This is a genomic window from Massilia glaciei, assembly GCF_003011895.2.
Taxonomy (GTDB): domain Bacteria; phylum Pseudomonadota; class Gammaproteobacteria; order Burkholderiales; family Burkholderiaceae_D; genus Telluria_A; species Telluria_A glaciei.
In genome coordinates this window covers 1-16,207 of the sequence record NZ_PXWF02000247.1, presented here as the reverse complement: position 1 = coordinate 16,207, position 16,207 = coordinate 1, and the positions used below count along the sequence as shown (strand labels likewise).

Genomic DNA, 16,207 nt, shown 5'->3' with positions numbered 1-16,207 from the left:
TGCGTCTTTTTTCGCCCGTCGCCGGGCGCCACGCCAGCTGCTAGTGGTGGTTGCGCGCGGCATCCTCGCGCAGGCGCTCGCTGCGGTCGATCGGCGCGGCGCTCACGCCCGCCTCGAGCATGCCGGCCTTGAAGGCGGCCGGGGCGCCCAGCACCAGGTTCTGGTCCCAGTTCTCGCCGACCCGCATCATCAGCGGCGCCGGCAGGGCGTCGACCGCGGCCTGGTCGATCCATGGCGCGAGCCGGCCCAGCACCAGCTTGATGCGCGGCTTGACGTTGACATGCCCGATCCGGCCGCGCGTGCCCCAGGCCACGATCACCTGGCTGGCCGTCATGCCGTCGACGAACTTGTTGGTGAAGGCGATGTCGTACTGCACCCCGTGGCGGTAGCTCATCATGAACTCCTCGAACAGCATCGCCAGGTCCTCGCGCGAGTTGGAGGTGCCCGAGATCGAATAGGCGTAGTCGTCGTTGGCGCGGTCGGCCGCGAAGAAGTCGCCGACCTGGGTCGCGGTGTAGGCGATCTGGGTAGCGCTTGCGGTCGTGCCTTGGAACATCACCTGCCCCAGGCCCTTCATTTGCAGCGAGGTCAGCGGATACTGGTTGGCCAGCCCGTCCGACACCAGCGTCCGGTTGCCGATCCGGTCCGCCACGTTCAAGTAGATCGGTTGCGACTGGACCAGGTTGCGCACACTCGGCTCGAAGAAGTCGCCGGCGTGGGCCAGCTCGTGGTACAGCAGGCGGCCGAGGCTGAACACCAGCGCCGAGGTGTCGCGCGAGACGCGCGCGCTCGACGAATAACTGGCGTTGGCGTAGTTGTTGTTCTTGACGGCGCGCCCGAACGAGGTGAAGTTGAGCGCGTCGTCGAAGGAGCTGCGGTAGTCGGGCACCTCGGTGACCACGTCGCGCTGCTCGGGGATCAGCCACAGGTTGTTGGCGTCGAGGTAGATCGCGCCCGTGGCCGAGGTGTAGAAGCTCGGACGCACGTGCGAACCGATCACGACCGCGGTGGCGCCGGCCAGCAGGCGCCGGAAGTCGCCATTGGTGTCCTGGGTGGTCAGGAATTGCTCGAAGTTGGCACCCAGGAAGTCGTGCGTGACCAGCACCCGGTTCATCACCTGGGACACGGTCGGCGTGCCACCGGTCACGGTTTCTGCCTGGATCAATGGCAGGCTGCTGACGGGGCAGAAATTGGTGTTCGTCGACGAGTTGTAGTACAGCGCGTTGGTGTAGGTGCACGAGGCCAACACGCCGGCATAGGCGCCCATCATGCGGTACGGATGCACGCGCGCGGCGACGTCGAAATAGGCGTTGTTCGCGGCCGCCGGAGTGCGCTCGACCAGGATCGAGATGTCGTCGGTGTCGGTGCCGGCGCTGGTGGTCATGGTCGCGCGGAACTTGAGCACGGTGTCGACGTTGACCACGGGGGCCTTGAACATGAGCACGCGGGCCCGGCTCGTGTCCATGTTGACGTTCGGGCCCTCGAGCTGGGTCCAGTTGATCGCGCTCAAGGTCGCGCCGCCGGCCAGGGTCGGCCAGGCGCGCACCGAGGTGTCGGTGCCGGGACGCACCGAATGGTCGGCGCGCGCGGTCACGAAGCTGCCCGCCGGGGCCGCCCCGACCACGACGTCGGTGGTGCTCACAAAGTTGCTGCCGTCGACGTAGCGGGCGTCGGCCTGCAGCCGCACGGTGCCGGCGGCGGCCGCCTCGAACGCCACCGTCGGGCTGCGCGCGGCCTGCAAGGTGACGGCCGGGCCGCTGACCTGGGTCCAGGTCACCGTCGAGAGGAAGGAGGCGCAGCCGAGCACGGAGGCGCTGGCGGTTTTTCCCGCCGCCACGCTGGTGTCGGCGACGATGCGCGTCGCGCAGCCCGCGGGCGGGGGCGGCGGAGGCGGCGTCGTGCCACCCCCACCACCACCGCAGGAGGCGAGCAAGGTGCCAATCAGGAGCGCGGCGGGCGCGCGGAGGATCGCGGTCGTAGTCATGGGTGCTTTTCCAGTCGGGCGGAGATAGTGTTATTCATTTTGACAGGCAAATTCTCCTGTCATTGAGCAATGGTTCCATTAAACACGATTTCTGATCCCGGTACAGCAAATTTTCTACCGTGCGCATCAGTAACGGCCGGGCGCGACAGTGCGGTGACAGGGGGTTGCCACGATTGTGTAAGCGTTTGTAAATTCGGCGCGAATCCGCCTGGAAAGCGACGCTTCGCCGATGGCGGGGAAAACCCGCCATGAAGGCGGGCCGGCGGGCGGGGAGCGCGCCGCGCCCCGACCGGTCGCGGGCTTAGAGGCTGAGAGTCTATCGATCATGCCCGCTCAGCACGCCAGAAAGCGCCAGTTCGTCGTTGCAAATGCTCGCCATAGCCCGCTATGGATGTGCTTTGCGCCTCGATCTGCCGCTTTCTGGCGGGCTGCTCGGACACGCCCGAAAAACTCTCAGCCTCTTAGAAGTCGTCGACCCCGAGCGCCAGCACGCCGGCGCTGCCGTCGATGATGGCGCTGCGCAGGCCGGACGCCTGCGACAGCATGTGGTCGGCGAAAAAGCGCGCGGTGCCGATTTTCGCCCGGTAGAAGGCGGCGTCGCCGGCGCCGGCGTCGAGCTTGCCCTGCGCGACGATCGCCGCGCGCGCCATCTGCCAGCCGCCGAGCACGATGCCGGCCAGCCGCAGGTACGGCACGCTGCCCGCGAACACGGCCTTGATGTCGCTCTTCATGTTGGCGGCCACGTAGGCGACCACGGCTTCGAGCGCGGCGCTGCCCTCGGCCAGTTGGCGGTGGATCGCGGCGAAGTCGGCGCCGTCCATGGCGGCCAGCTCGGCTTCGGTGGCGCGCACCTGCGCGATGATGCCGTTGGCGACCGCGCCACCGTCGCGCACCGTCTTGCGCCCGACCAGGTCGTTGGCCTGGATCGCCGTGGTGCCCTCGTAGATGGTGAGGATCTTGGCGTCGCGGTAGTGCTGGGCGGCGCCGGTCTCCTCGATGAAGCCCATGCCGCCATGGACCTGCACGCCGTCGCGCGTGACGTCCTGCGACATCTCGGTCGCCCAGCCTTTGATGACCGGCACCAGGTACTCGTAGACGGCCAGGTTGGCCGCGCGCGTGGCCGCCTCTGGATGGTGGTGCGCGATGTCGCTGATGCCGGCGCCGACGTAGGCCAGCGCGCGCGCCGCCTCGATCTGCGAGCGCATCGACATGAGCATGCGGCGCACGTCGGGATGGGCGATGATGGCCACCGGACCGGCGGAGCCGGCCAGGTCGCGCGACTGCATCCGGTCCTTCGCGAACGCGACCGCCTGCTGGTAGGAGCGCTCGGCCAGGCCGATGCCCTGCAGGCCGACCCCGAAGCGGGCCGCGTTCATCATGATGAACATGTATTCGAGGCCGCGGTTCTCCTCGCCGACCAGGGTGCCGATGGCGCCGCCGTGGTCGCCGAACTGCAGCACCGCGGTCGGGCTGGCCTTGATGCCGAGCTTGTGCTCGATCGAGACGCAGTGGGCGTCGTTGCGTGCGCCGAGCGAACCGTCGGCGTTGACCAGGAATTTGGGCACGATGAACAGCGAGATTCCCTTGACGCCGGCCGGCGCGTCCGGGGTGCGCGCGAGCACCAGATGGACGATGTTCTCGGCCATGTCGTGCTCACCGTAGGTGATGAAGATCTTGGTGCCGAACACCTTGAAGGTGCCGTCGCCCTGCGGCACGGCGCGGGTGCGCACGGCGGCCAGGTCGGAGCCGGCCTGCGGCTCGGTCAGGTTCATGGTGCCGGTCCATTTGCCCGAGATCAGCGGCTCGAGGTAGGTCGTCTTCTGCGCGTCGCTGCCGGCCGTGAGCAGCGCCTCGATGGCGCCGTCCGAGAGCAGCGCGACGAGCGCGAAGCTGATGCTGGCCGCGTTGAGCATCTCGATGCACGGCGTGGCGACCAGCTTGGGCAGGCCCTGCCCGCCGAACTCCTGCGGATGCTGCACGCCCTGCCAACCGGCTTCGGCGAAGCTTTTGAACGCCTCCTTGAAACCCTTGGCGGTGCTGACCTGGCCGTCGTGCCAGAAGCTCGGGTCCTTGTCGCTCGCGTAGTTGAGCGGCGCGACCACGGAGCCGCAGAACTTGGCGTTCTCTTCGAGCACGGCTTCGGCCGTGTCGGCGGTCGCGTCCTCGCAACCGGGCAAGGCGTTGATCGTCGACAGCGCGGCCAGCTCGTTCATCACGAACAGCATGTCCTTCAGCGGGGCTTTGTAGCTCATCTTGTTCTCCTAAAAAACAAGCCACGGGGGCCTGGCATGAATGCCTGGCCAGCCGCGGCTTGCGTGTCACATATAAAAATCTGCTTAGCCGAGTTCTTTCACCAGCGCTGGCACGATCTCGAACAGGTCGCCCACGATGCCGTAGTCGGCCACCGAGAAGATCGGCGCTTCCGGATCCTTGTTGATCGCGACGATCACCTTGGAGTCCTTCATGCCGGCCAGATGCTGGATCGCGCCGGAGATGCCGACCGCGATGTACAGGTTCGGCGCGACGATCTTGCCGGTCTGGCCGACCTGCCAGTCGTTCGGCACGAAGCCGGCGTCGACCGCGGCGCGCGAGGCGCCCATGGCGGCGCCGAGGCGGTCGGCCAGCGGCTCGAGGATCTTGAAGTTGTCGCCCGAGCCCATGCCGCGGCCACCGGAGACGATAACCTTGGCGGCGGTCAGCTCGGGGCGGTCCGACTTGGCCAGCTCGCGCCCGACAAAGCTCGACTTGCCCGAATCGGCGACCGCGGCGACGCTCTCGGTGGCGGCGCTGCCGCCGGTGGCGGCGGCGGCGTCGAAGCCGGTGCTGCGCACGGTGATGACCTTGATTTTATCGAGCGACTGCACGGTGGCGATCGCGTTGCCGGCGTAGATCGGACGCTCGAAGGTGTCGGGCGAATCGACCTTGGTGATTTCGGAGATCTGCGCCACGTCGAGCTTGGCGGCCACGCGCGGCAGGATGTTTTTGCCGTAGGCGGTCGCCGGCGCGAGGATGTGCGAGTAGGCGCCGGCCAGCGCCAGCACTTGCTCGGCGACGTTCTCGGCCAGGCCGTCGGCCATGTGCGCGGCGTCGGCCACGAGCACCCTGGCGACGCCGGCGATGGTGGCCGCCTGCGCGGCGGCGGCGCCGCAGTTGCTGCCGGCGACCAGCAGGTGGACTTCGCCGCCGCAGGCGATGGCCGCGGTGACGGTGTGGTGGGTGCTTCCCTTGAGGGAGGCGTTATCGTGTTCGGCGATGACTAATGCGACCATGGTGGTTCCCGTTCTTGATATATCTTTGTTTATGTGACGGCCAGGCCGCGATCAGATAACTTTGGCTTCGTTGCGCAGTTTGGCCACGAGGGTCGCCACGTCGGGCACCTTGATGCCGGCCGAGCGTTTCGCAGGCTCGACCACCTTGAGCGTCTTGAGGCGCGCGCTCACGTCGACGCCGAGGTCCTCGGGCTTGACCACCTCGAGCGGCTTCTTTTTGGCCTTCATGATGTTCGGCAGCGTCACGTAGCGCGGCTCGTTGAGGCGCAGGTCGGTCGTGATGATCGCCGGCAGGGTCAGCGCGAGCGTCTCGAGGCCGCCGTCGACTTCGCGCGTGACCGTCACTTTGCCGTCTTCGAGCACGACCTTGGAGGCAAAGGTCGCCTGCGGCCAGCCCAGCATGGCGGCGAGCATCTGGCCGGTTTGGTTGGAGTCGTCGTCGATCGCCTGCTTGCCGAGGATGATCAGCTGCGGCTGCTCCTTGTCGGCCAGCGCCTTGAGCAGCTTGGCCACGGCCAGCGGCTCGAGTTCGGCGGTGGTCTCGACCAGGATGCCGCGGTCGGCGCCGATGGCCATGCCGGTGCGCAGGGTCTCCTGGCACTGGGTCACGCCGCACGACACCGCCACCACCTCGGTGACCTTGCCCGATTCCTTCAGGCGCATCGCTTCCTCGAGCGCGATCTCGTCGAACGGGTTCATCGACATTTTGACATTGGCGATATCGACGCCGCTGCCGTCGGTTTTGACGCGCACTTTGACGTTGTAGTCGACCACGCGTTTGACGGGTACCAAGACTTTCATGGGGGTGCCTTTGGAAAAAGTGGAATGGGGTGGCTTAAAGTGGCCTAGATTATATGAGAAAAACGCCTTCCCCACTGAATTTAAGCACGATCGTGCGATTTTTAGTTAGAGGAAACCGCCTAAAGAACGGCACTGTTGATGTAGTAATTTCGGGACCGGCGCCGCGCTGCGCGGCCCGACCGGTGTTGTTTTTCTTATGTTTTTCTTATTTGCGGCGCATCAAAAATACGAATTCGTAGCCGTTTTGGGTGTGCGAAACGAGGGCGTTGCCGGTCTGCTTGGCAAAGGCCTGGAAGTCGCGCACCGAGCCCGAATCGGTCGCCACGATGCGCAGCACCTCGCCCGTCGCCATCTCGGCCAGGGCTTTCTTGGCCTTCAGTATGGGCAAGGGGCAGTTCAAGCCGCGCGCGTCGAGATCTTTATCGAAGTCCATGGTTTCGCTGTCGAGTGTAATGCTGCTCATCAAATACCTGCTTTGTTGGTTGTTGTGCTCACCGACTTATGAGTCTACTCCAAATCGACAAATTTGACGCACCGCACCAAAATTTTTCTTTTGTGTTGCGTTGCCGCAACCAAAATAGTAGTGGTGCAATCTTCAACATTCAGGTATGGGGCACTCGCGGGAAACCGCGGCAAGTGTTACATCACGCCATACTTGCGATGGCGCGGAACGCGCGGACAGTGAACGCGCGGCATATAAACCACCACATCGTCCCCGCACAGGCGGGGACGATGTTGGTTTAATTTTCTTGAGTGTAGATGTTGGCGCCTGCGCCGCGCGGCGGCGGCGAGGCGCGTTGGCTCAAGCGCGCGCGCCGATCCAGGCCGGCACGGCGGCGAGCGCCGCGGCCAGGTTGGTCGGGTCGGTGCCGCCCGCCTGCGCCATGTCGGGACGCCCGCCGCCCTTGCCGCCCACCTGCTGGGCCACAAAGTTGACCAGCTCGCCCGCCTTGACCCTGGCCGTGGCGTCGGCCGTGACGCCGGCGATCAGGCTCACCTTGCCGTCGGCCACGCTGGCGAGCACGATGGCGGCGGTTTTGAGCTTGTCCTTGAGCTTGTCCATGGTCTCGCGCAGGCGCGCCACGTCGGCGCCCTCGAGCGTGGCCGCGAGCACCATGATGCCGTTGACCTCGACCGCGCGCGTGACGAGCTCGTCGCCCTGCCCCGAGGCCAGCTTCGACTTGAGCGTGGCCAGCTCCTTCTCCATCGCCTTGAGCTGGTCCTGGACCTGGGCCACGCGGGCGGTCAGTTCGTCAGGGTTGGTCTTGAGGATGGCGGCCGCCTCGTGCAGGCGGCGGTTAAGCGACTGCACCACGGCCAGCGCGCCCTCGCCGGTGACCGCCTCGAGGCGCCGGATGCCGGCCGCCACGCCGCCCTCGGCGACGATCTTGAACAGGCCGATGTCGCCGGTGCGGGCCACGTGGACGCCGCCGCACAGCTCTTTGGACGAGCCGATGTCGAGCACGCGCACCTCGTCGCCGTATTTTTCGCCGAACAGCGCCATCGCGCCGTGCTTGACGGCGGCGTCGAACGACATGTTGTGCGCCACCACCGCCTGGTTTTGCAGGATCTCGCGGTTGACGATGGTTTCGACCCTGGCGATCTCGTCGGCCGTGAGCGGCGCGTGGTGCGAGAAGTCGAAGCGGGTCTTGTCGGGGTCGACCAGCGAACCCTTTTGCGCCACATGGGCGCCGAGCACCTCGCGCAGGGCCTTGTGCATCAGGTGGGTCGCCGAGTGGTTGCGGATGGTGCGCCCGCGCTTGGCCTCGTCGACATTGGCCTCGACGCAGTCGCCGACCTTGAGCGCGCCCGAGGCGAGCGTGCCGTGGTGGCCGAACACGTCGGCCTGGACCTTGAGCGTGTCGTCGACCTGGAACAGGGCCGCGCCGCTCGTGAGGACGCCCTGGTCGCCGACCTGGCCGCCCGACTGCGCGTAGAACGGCGTGGTGTCCAGCACCACGATGCCGTGCTGGCCCGCCTCGATCTGTCGGGCCGAGACGCCGCCGACGTAGATCGCGACGACCTCGCTGGCGTGCGCCAGCCTGTCGTATCCGACGAACTTGTTCTTCTCGCCCTTGTACTCGATGGTGTCGAGATGCTTGAAGCCGCTGCCGGCCTTGCCGAGCAGTTGGTCCTCCTTCTTGGCCGCCTCGAAGCCGGCGAGATCGAGTTCGATGCCGCGCTCGCGGCAGATGTCGGCGGTCAGGTCGAGCGGGAAGCCGTAGGTGCCGTACAACAGGAAGGCGGTGCGGCCGTCGAGCTTTTTGCTGTCCCTGGCCAGTTGCGCCTCGAGGATCTTCATGCCGTTTTCGAGCGTCTCGCCGAAGCGCTCCTCTTCGGTGCGCAGCATCTTGGCGACGCCGTCTTTGGCCGCCGCCAACTCGGGATAGGCCGCGCCCATCTCGATCGTCAGGTCCTCGACCAGCTTGTAGAAGAACGGCTTGGTCTGGCCCAGCTTGTGGCCGTGGCGCAGCGCGCGCCGGATGATCCTGCGCAGCACGTAGCCGTGGCTCTCGGGGCCGGGGATGATGCCGTCGACGATCATGAATGCGGCGGCGCGGATGTGGTCGGCGATCACGCGCAGCGATTTGTTTTCGAGGTCTGGCGCGCCGGTCTCGCGCGCGGCGGCCTTGATCAGGGCCTGGAACAGGTCGATCTCGTAGTTCGAGTGCACGTGCTGGAGCACGGCGGCGAGGCGCTCGAGGCCCATGCCGGTGTCGACGCAGGGCTTGGGCAACTTGTGCATGACGCCCGCGTCGTCGCGGTTGAACTGCATGAACACCAGGTTCCAGATCTCGATGAAGCGGTCGCCGTCCTCGTCGGGCGAGCCGGGCGGGCCGCCGGCGATGTCGGTGCCGTGGTCGTAGAAGATCTCGGTGCACGGTCCGCACGGGCCGGTGTCGGCCATCTGCCAGAAATTGTCGGACGCGTAGCGCGCACCCTTGTTGTCGCCGATCCGGATGATGCGCTCGCGCGGCACGCCGATCTCGGTGGCCCAGATGTCGTAGGCCTCGTCGTCCTCGAAGTAGACGGTGACGGTGAGCTTGTCGGCCGGCAGGCCGTAGACCTTGGTCAGCAGCTCCCAGGCGTAGTTGATGGCGTCGCGCTTGAAGTAGTCGCCGAAGCTGAAATTGCCCAGCATTTCGAAGAAGGTGTGGTGGCGCGCGGTGTAGCCGACGTTCTCGAGGTCGTTGTGCTTGCCGCCGGCGCGCACGCAGCGCTGCACCGAGGTCGCGCGCGCGTACGGGCGGCTGTCGGTGCCGGTGAACACGTCCTTGAACTGCACCATGCCGCTGTTGGTCAGCAACAAGGTCGGGTCGTTGCCGGGAACGAGGGAGCTCGAGCGGACGACCGCGTGCCCCTTCGATTCAAAAAACTTGAGGAATTTGTCGCGGATTTCGGATGATTTCATGTTGTGGTTGGGCGTAGAGGGGCGGCATGCTTAAAGAACGATTATAGCGTAGTCATTCGCGTCGACATTCCCCGGCTATACGGGGGCGGCCGGCCCGCCGGGCGCGCGTTTGGCGAAATCGGGGCCGATCAGGTCGATGCGGTCGGTGCAGAAGCCGTCGACGCCCCACGACAGCAGCTCGCGCGCGCGGATCGGATCGTTGACGGTGTAGCAGAACAGGCCGAATCCGGCGTCGCGGACCGCCCGCGCCTGCGCCGCGCCCAGGTGCTTCTGGTTGGTGTGCACCGCCAGCGCGCCGAGCGCGCGCGCCTGCGCGGCGAAGTCCGGCGGCACGCGCTCGAACAGGCAGGCGCGCGGCACGTCCGGCGCCGCCGCCCGGGCCGCCGCCAGCGCCTCCATGCTGAACGAGGACAGCAGCGGCAGGCGCGCCGGGTCGCCGGCGGCGGCCTCGCGCGCGAACAGCTCGCCGGTCAGCCTGGCCACGACGGCGCCAGTGCGGGCCTCGAAGCCGGGCGCCGGCTTGATCTCGATATTCATCCAGATCGCGTGGTCGCGGCAAAAGCGCACGAAGTCGGTGAACAGGGGAACCGTCTCGCCGGCGAAGCGCGGGCCGAACCAGGAGCCGGCGTCCATGCGCGCCAGCTCGGCCGCGTCGTAGTCGAACACATTGCCGGCCCCGGCCACGGTGCGCCCCAGATGCGGGTCGTGCATGACCACGGCGACGCCGTCGCGCGCCAGCATGACGTCGAACTCGACCGCTTGGAAGCCGTGCGCCAAACCGGCGCGCAAGCCGGCGAGCGTGTTTTCGGGGGCCATCTTGCCGCCGCCGCGGTGGGCCACCACTTTGGGATAGGGCCACATGGCGCGCCCGGTCATGGTGTGGGAAGAAGCCGGAACAGCGCGCGCGACGCCGGCAGCGTCGCGAGCAGCACGAAGCCGGCAAGGTTGGCGCCGACGGTGGCGAAAAAACGCAGCCGGAACGAGGCCTTGCTCGTCTTGTGGCGCAGCCATTGCTGGGCCAGCACCGCGCCCGGCCAGCCGCAGCCGGCGCCCAACATCAGCAGCACGGCCTCGCTGGTGCGCCTGGCGCCCGCCCTCACCGCGGCCTTGTCGCGCGCGTAGGCGGCGAAACAGGCCACGCTCATGAGCAAATACAGCGCGCCGACGAGATGGGAGATGCCGAGGGTGGCCCCGATGGCGAGGTAGCACAGCACGAGGACGGCGATTGGAATGTAGGGCATGCGGAATCATACCGGGCGGCGGCGCATCGTGCCAGTCGATGGCCGCCCGATGCTTTGATTCATCCACCGTGCGATGCCGAACAGACCATCGTCGCGTGCGCCACTAATCTTGACAGCTACACCTTCCCCACCCCACGGAGTCCGAAATGGCATTTGATTTAGGTTCACTCTTACAGCAGTACCTCGGTGGCGACGGCGCCCTCAAACACGATCGCGCCGAGGACGATTTCGACCAGGTCGCCCAAAACGCGCCGCGCGCCACCGTCGCGCGGGGCGTGACCGAGGCGTTGCGCTCGGACCAGACCCCGCCGTTCCCCGAAATGGTCGGCCAGATGTTCGACAAAAGCGACCCTGCCCAGCGCGCCGGCATGCTCAACCAGTTGATCGCCGGACTCGGCCCCACGCTGTTGACCTCGCTCGCCGGCGGCACCCTCGGCTCATTGTTCCGCGGCCGCGACACGCCGGCGCCGATCACGCCCGAGCAGGCGGCCACGATGACGCCCGAGCAGGTGCGCGAGATCGCCGAAAAGGCCGAGCAAGAAAATCCCGGCATCGTCGACCGCATGGGCGATTTTTACGCCGAGAACCCGGCGCTGGTCAAGGCCATCGGCGGCGCCGCGCTCGCGTTCGCCCTGAGCCGCATCGCGCAGGGCATCCGGCAGCGCCATTAAAACGCACGTAAAAGCGCACGTAAAAATGCACGTAAAAACGCACGTAAAAATGCACGTAAAAATGCACGTAAAAACGCACGTAAAAAAGCGTACGTAAAAGCGCACGTTAAAACGCACGTTAAAGCGCACAGCAAAGCGCGCGTCGAAGCACAGTTACACGCACGCCCCTCATTCCAACCGTTACAACACTAAAAAGAGGCATTCCATGGGCATTCTGGCCAATATCTTCCGCAAAATCTTTCCATCGTCCAAAACGGCCGAAGCCGCACCGGCGCCAGCGCCAGGGTCGGTTAATGCGCCGACGCAAATCACCAGGCCGGCAGCCATTTCCGAAGTCGATGTCGAGGCGATCCTCAACAACATGGCGGCGTCGGCCGGGCAGCCGCTCAACTGGCGCAGCTCGATCGTCGACCTGCTCAAGTTGCTCGACCTCGACAGCAGCCTGCAGTCGCGCAAGGAGCTGGCTGCGGAGCTCAATTACTCGGGCGACACCAGCGATTCGGCCAGCATGAACATCTGGCTGCACCGGCAGGTCATGAACAAGCTCGCGGCCAACGGCGGCAAAGTGCCGGCCGACCTCAAGGACTAATCCGTCCCTGCTCCCCAGTCCCTGCTCGCCCTGAGCGGGACATCAAACCTGTATCGTCCTCGCCTGCGCCGGGACGTTACGGGTTTTTAAATTTTGCGCTCCATCTTTGCGGTCGCCGTATCGTCTACCTCGTCCCCGCGACGCCGGGCCCGCCCCTGCCATTCAAAAATGTATAGCCGAGTTCTGCTCATACAATTTTGCATGGTTCAGCCCCCCTGCCCCGGATTACCACCAATTCCCCGTTTTCTATCGCCATTTCCAGCAACGCGACCATCGCCCGAAAATTTATTTCCAATTAGAAAAATTTCGTAACCGGGGTCTGACCCCGGTTAGCGGAATTTTTGCAAATTTTTGGCCCCCGCAAGGGCTACGACGTTGATTAATACCAAATAATTTAACAATCGGGGTCAGACCCCGATTTTTAATTGATTGTTACTTTTAGTTTCGTACGCGGCTGTTTTGAATTACACCAAGGGCATTTTCCATTCAAAAATAGCGCAGGCCGAGCGCCGCCTTGACCTCGTCGGCGGTGCGCGCGGCCACCTCGCGCGCCGCGGCGGTGCCCGCCCTGAGCAGATCGAGCACGTGGCCGCGGTCCTGCGCGAGCGCCTCGCGGCGCGTCCGGATCGGTCCGATCAGTTCCTGCAGGCAGGCTTCGAGGCGCGCCTTGACGAGGCTGTCGGCCAGGCCGCCGCGCACGTAGTGCGCCTTCATCTCGGCCAGGCCCGCCTGGTCGGGGTCGAAGGCGTCGAGGTAGATGAAGGCCACGTTGCCCTCCAGATGGCCGGGGTCGGCCACGCGCAGGTGCAGCGGGTCGGTGTAGATCTTCTTGACGGCGGCGCGGATCTCGTCGGCGCTGGCGCCCAGGTTGATCGTGTTGCCAAGCGACTTGCTCATCTTGGCCTTGCCGTCGATGCCGGGCAGGCGCCCCACCTCGGGCACCAGCGCCTTCGCCTCGACCAGCACCTCGCGCCCGGCCACGCGGTTGAAGCGGCGCACGATTTCGTTGGTTTGCTCGATCATCGGGATCTGGTCCTCGCCCACCGGCACCAACGTCGCCTTGAACGCGGTGATGTCGGCCGCCTGGCTGGCCGGATAGGTCAGGAAGCCGGCCGGAATGTCGCGCTCGAAGCCGCGCAGCGCGATCTCCTGCTTGACCGTGGGGTTGCGCTCGAGGCGCGCCACCGTGACCAGGTTCAGGTAATAGAAGGTCAGCTCGGCCAGCTCCGGGATCTGCGACTGGATCAGGATGGTCGACAGCGACGGGTCGATGCCGGCCGCCAGATAGTCGAGCGCGACCTCCATCACGTTGCGGTGCACCTTGCCGGTGTCGTCCATGTTGTCGGTCAGCGCCTGGGCGTCGGCGAGCATGATGAACTGGCGGTGGGTGTGCTGGAACTTGACGCGGTTGCACAGGCTGCCGACATAGTGGCCGAGGTGCAGCGGGCCGGTCGGACGGTCGCCGGTCAGGATCACGCCCGGGGACGGGGCTGGGGCGGTGCTGGGTGTTGACATGCTCATCGGGGACTCCGGGTGTGCGCCCCGAGGGTGGCCGTTAAGCAAAAACGCCACCTGATTCGGGGCGGCGTTGACAATTCAAACTACATGACTGTTCCTGGCCGCTTGCTTTAGCAGTGCCACCAATTCGAACGTGCGTTATGGAATGACGAAAAATTCATGCCGCATGGTCACAGTTAAGCCGCGCTCTGTCAACTACTTTGCTTGGCCGGCCGGGGCGGGCGTCACCACGGACGCCACCACGGTTTGGCCGCCTGCGCGGCCGCTTTCGGGCCGGTCAGCCCCATCGCCCCGATCGCCACAAAGAAACCGAGCACCGACTCGTCCGCGCCATGCCGCAACTGCTTGCTCACCTTGCTGAACGGGTAGGCCGCGTTGTCGTCCGAGAAGCGGATGAACCAGTACGGCGATTCGGGCTCGACCACCCACTGGCCGCCATAGGTTTGCCGGATGCATTCGCCGAGGAACGATCCGAGCGTGTGCACCAGCTTTTCCTTGACCTCGGGGGTGGCCTGCGCGTGCTGGCCGTCGATGTAACGGTCGAGCCATTGCACGCCGCGCGCGTCGTAGCCGACCACCACGCCGAGTTGTTCTGCGGCCACGCTGCGCACCAGCGCCGCGTTGGCGAAAATCTTTTCTTTCATGTCCTGGCAACTGCCCACTATAAAGGAATTTTTTTCTCTTTGGCGACCTGGCGCAACTTCGTCTCGAGCAGCGCCGAGGCGCGTCCGGTGGCGTCGGCCAGCAGCCGCGCGTGCGCGATCAATCCGTCCGCCAGATTGCACCTCGCCCGCGCAGCGACCTCCTTGTTTGCGCTGGCGATGAATTCGAATGAATCGAGCACCGTCAGTTGCAGCAGGATATCGCGCTCGTGCTTTTTCTTGGCGGCCGCCAGTTCCACGGCATCGGCGTCGACGTTGCGCGCATTGGCCAGGTACTGCGCCGCCGCCTCGGGCGAGCTCCACGCGCCCCCCTTGATCAGCGCGGCGGTGAATGCTTCGACCTGTTGTGCATGGCCGAGTTCGTCGCCCTCCATCTTGGCGCTTATCGCCTTGTAGTCGGTCCGGTAGGCGGCCGCGAATTTTTCGGCGAACGCGGCGTCGTCGCACGCCGGATTGTTGCCGGCCTGGACCCCTGCGCACACCAACAGGGACAATCCGGCCGCCACGCCGCGCACGCTTTGAATGATCATTTTTTTCCTTTTTGTTGACACGCTCGGCCCTGACGCCGAGGCAATGTTTCTCGAGAGTATGAAGCCGAATCCGTGCCGCCGCAATCGCCAAGCGAACTTTTCAGTTTGCATCCACCTCTAACCGGGCAAGATGTTCCGTTTCTGTTCCAACAAGTTCCCTATGAACTAACAAAAATTGGTGGAATTCATGGATAAACAACACGGCACTTTCCCCAAAGGGCCGCCCGCGCTGTGGGGCGGGCTCGAATGCACGGTCAACCGCGTCGGCGACAACTACTTCAGCCAGCTCGACCGCAACGGCCATGCCACGCGCGACGACGACATCGCCCGCTTCGCCTCGCTCGGCATCACGGCCATCCGCTATCCGGTGTTGTGGGAGCGCACCGCCCCCGCCGGCGTCGCCTCCGCCGACTGGTCCTGGCCCGACGCCCGCCTGCCCGCCCTGCGCGCGGCCGGCATCACCCCGATCGCCGGGCTGGTGCACCACGGCAGCGGCCCGCCCCACACCAGCCTGGTCGACCCGGCCTTCCCCGCGCAACTGGCCGAATTCGCCGGCGCGGTCGCCGCGCGCTACCCCTGGCTGAGCCACTACACCCCCGTCAACGAGACGCTCACGACCGCCCGCTTCAGCGGCCTGTACGGGCTGTGGTATCCGCACGGGCGCGACGACCGCTGCTTCATCGCCGCCCTGTTCACCCAATGCAAGGCGGTGGTGCTATCCATGCGCGCGATCCGGCGGGTCAACCCGCAGGCCGCGCTGGTGCAGACGGACGACCTGGGCAAGACCTACAGCACGCCCGAGATGGCCGGCGTGGCCCAGTTCTACAACGAGCGGCGCTGGCTGGCCTGGGACCTGCTGTGCGGCATGGTCGACCAGGGCCACCCGATGTGGGACTACCTGATGGAGCACGGCACCGATCCGGGCGCCGTGCTCTGGTTCCGCGACCACCCCTGCGCGCCCGACATCGTCGGCGTCAACTACTACGTCACGAGCGAGCGCTGGCTCGACCACCGGCCCGGACGCTACCCCGGCCACTTCCGCGGCGAGGCCGGCGGGCGCGCCTGCGCCGACCTCGAGACGGCGCGCGCGCTGGCCACGCCCACACCCGGCATCGGCCCGCTGCTGCGCGAGATCTGGGAGCGCTACCGGCTGCCGCTGGCCGTGACCGAGGCCCACCTCGCCGCCAACCGCGAAGACCAGTTGCGCTGGCTGCTCGAGATCTGGCAGGCCGGCGCCCAGGCGCGGGCCGACGGCATCGACCTGCGCGCGGTCACGGTCTGGTCGCTGCTCGGCTCGTACGACTGGAACAGCCTCGTCACCGAGGCCAGGGGCTACTACGAGCCGGGACCGTTCGACCTGCGCTCGCCGCTGCCGCGCCCGACCGCGGTGGCGTCCATGATGCGCGAACTGGCCGCCGGGCGCGCCCCGTCCCACCCCGTGTTGCACGGGCAGGGCTGGTGGCGCCGCCCGGGCCGCCTGCTGTGCCCGCCCGTGGCCACGCAGGCCGCGCCCGCGGGCATCGGCGGCGC

The 16,207-nt window shown here is 66.2% G+C and carries 14 protein-coding genes; 3 read left to right on the top strand and 11 right to left on the bottom strand.

Features of this window, described 5'->3' with window-relative positions; all coding sequences use genetic code 11:
• Positions 1-40: 40 nt before the first annotated feature.
• The 8 genes from C7C56_RS16935 to C7C56_RS16900 all read right to left on the bottom strand — a co-directional run bounded on the left by C7C56_RS16935 (position 41) and on the right by C7C56_RS16900 (position 10,707).
• On the bottom strand, positions 41-1,984 hold the full coding sequence (locus C7C56_RS16935) for a hypothetical protein (RefSeq protein ID WP_106758551.1): 1,944 nt from the start codon (positions 1,982-1,984) through the stop codon (positions 41-43).
• A 461-nt stretch (positions 1,985-2,445) separates the two neighbouring features.
• Positions 2,446-4,236, bottom strand: a complete 1,791-nt coding sequence (locus tag C7C56_RS16930; protein WP_106758550.1) for an acyl-CoA dehydrogenase — start codon at positions 4,234-4,236, stop codon at positions 2,446-2,448.
• Positions 4,237-4,320: 84 nt separating this feature from the next.
• Positions 4,321-5,253, bottom strand: a complete 933-nt coding sequence (locus C7C56_RS16925) for an electron transfer flavoprotein subunit alpha/FixB family protein (protein ID WP_106758549.1) — start codon at positions 5,251-5,253, stop codon at positions 4,321-4,323.
• Positions 5,254-5,304: 51 nt separating this feature from the next.
• Complete coding sequence (locus C7C56_RS16920; RefSeq protein WP_106758548.1) at positions 5,305-6,054, bottom strand: electron transfer flavoprotein subunit beta/FixA family protein; 750 nt, start codon at positions 6,052-6,054, stop codon at positions 5,305-5,307.
• 205 nt (positions 6,055-6,259) lie between these two features.
• Positions 6,260-6,487 carry a sulfurtransferase TusA family protein gene (locus tag C7C56_RS16915; RefSeq protein WP_106758547.1) on the bottom strand — a complete coding sequence of 76 codons (228 nt, stop codon included), beginning with the start codon at positions 6,485-6,487 and terminating at the stop codon, positions 6,260-6,262.
• A 369-nt stretch (positions 6,488-6,856) separates the two neighbouring features.
• On the bottom strand, positions 6,857-9,466 hold the full coding sequence (gene alaS, locus C7C56_RS16910; RefSeq protein WP_106758546.1) for an alanine--tRNA ligase: 2,610 nt from the start codon (positions 9,464-9,466) through the stop codon (positions 6,857-6,859).
• A 75-nt stretch (positions 9,467-9,541) separates the two neighbouring features.
• A complete protein-coding gene (ugpQ, locus tag C7C56_RS16905; RefSeq protein WP_106758573.1) occupies positions 9,542-10,327 on the bottom strand; it encodes a glycerophosphodiester phosphodiesterase in 786 nt (261 codons plus the stop codon).
• Between the two features lie 11 nt (positions 10,328-10,338).
• The gene (locus C7C56_RS16900; RefSeq protein WP_106758545.1) at positions 10,339-10,707 is read right to left on the bottom strand and encodes a DUF1294 domain-containing protein; all 369 of its coding nucleotides are present in this window, start codon (positions 10,705-10,707) and stop codon (positions 10,339-10,341) included.
• Between the two features lie 146 nt (positions 10,708-10,853).
• On the opposite strand from C7C56_RS16900, the gene C7C56_RS16895 reads away from it, so the two are divergent.
• On the top strand, positions 10,854-11,378 hold the full coding sequence (locus C7C56_RS16895; protein ID WP_181373213.1) for a hypothetical protein: 525 nt from the start codon (positions 10,854-10,856) through the stop codon (positions 11,376-11,378).
• Between the two features lie 205 nt (positions 11,379-11,583).
• Entirely contained in the window at positions 11,584-11,967 is a 384-nt protein-coding gene (locus C7C56_RS16890; RefSeq protein ID WP_106758544.1) for a DUF3597 domain-containing protein, read from the top strand.
• Between the two features lie 486 nt (positions 11,968-12,453).
• Here C7C56_RS16890 and trpS read toward each other — a convergent pair whose 3' ends face one another.
• The 3 genes from trpS to C7C56_RS16875 form a co-directional block, all read right to left on the bottom strand.
• Positions 12,454-13,488, bottom strand: a complete 1,035-nt coding sequence (gene trpS / locus C7C56_RS16885; RefSeq protein WP_106758543.1) for a tryptophan--tRNA ligase — start codon at positions 13,486-13,488, stop codon at positions 12,454-12,456.
• A gap of 221 nt (positions 13,489-13,709) precedes the next feature.
• Positions 13,710-14,129: a hypothetical protein gene (locus tag C7C56_RS16880; protein WP_106758542.1), complete on the bottom strand. Its 420-nt coding sequence runs from the start codon at positions 14,127-14,129 to the stop codon at positions 13,710-13,712.
• A gap of 17 nt (positions 14,130-14,146) precedes the next feature.
• Positions 14,147-14,677: a hypothetical protein gene (locus tag C7C56_RS16875; protein WP_106758541.1), complete on the bottom strand. Its 531-nt coding sequence runs from the start codon at positions 14,675-14,677 to the stop codon at positions 14,147-14,149.
• 187 nt (positions 14,678-14,864) lie between these two features.
• Here C7C56_RS16875 and C7C56_RS16870 point away from each other — a divergent pair.
• Positions 14,865-16,207, top strand: a 1,343-nt coding sequence (locus C7C56_RS16870; RefSeq protein ID WP_146204524.1) for a glycoside hydrolase family 1 protein, incomplete at its 3' end; no start/stop codon positions are given.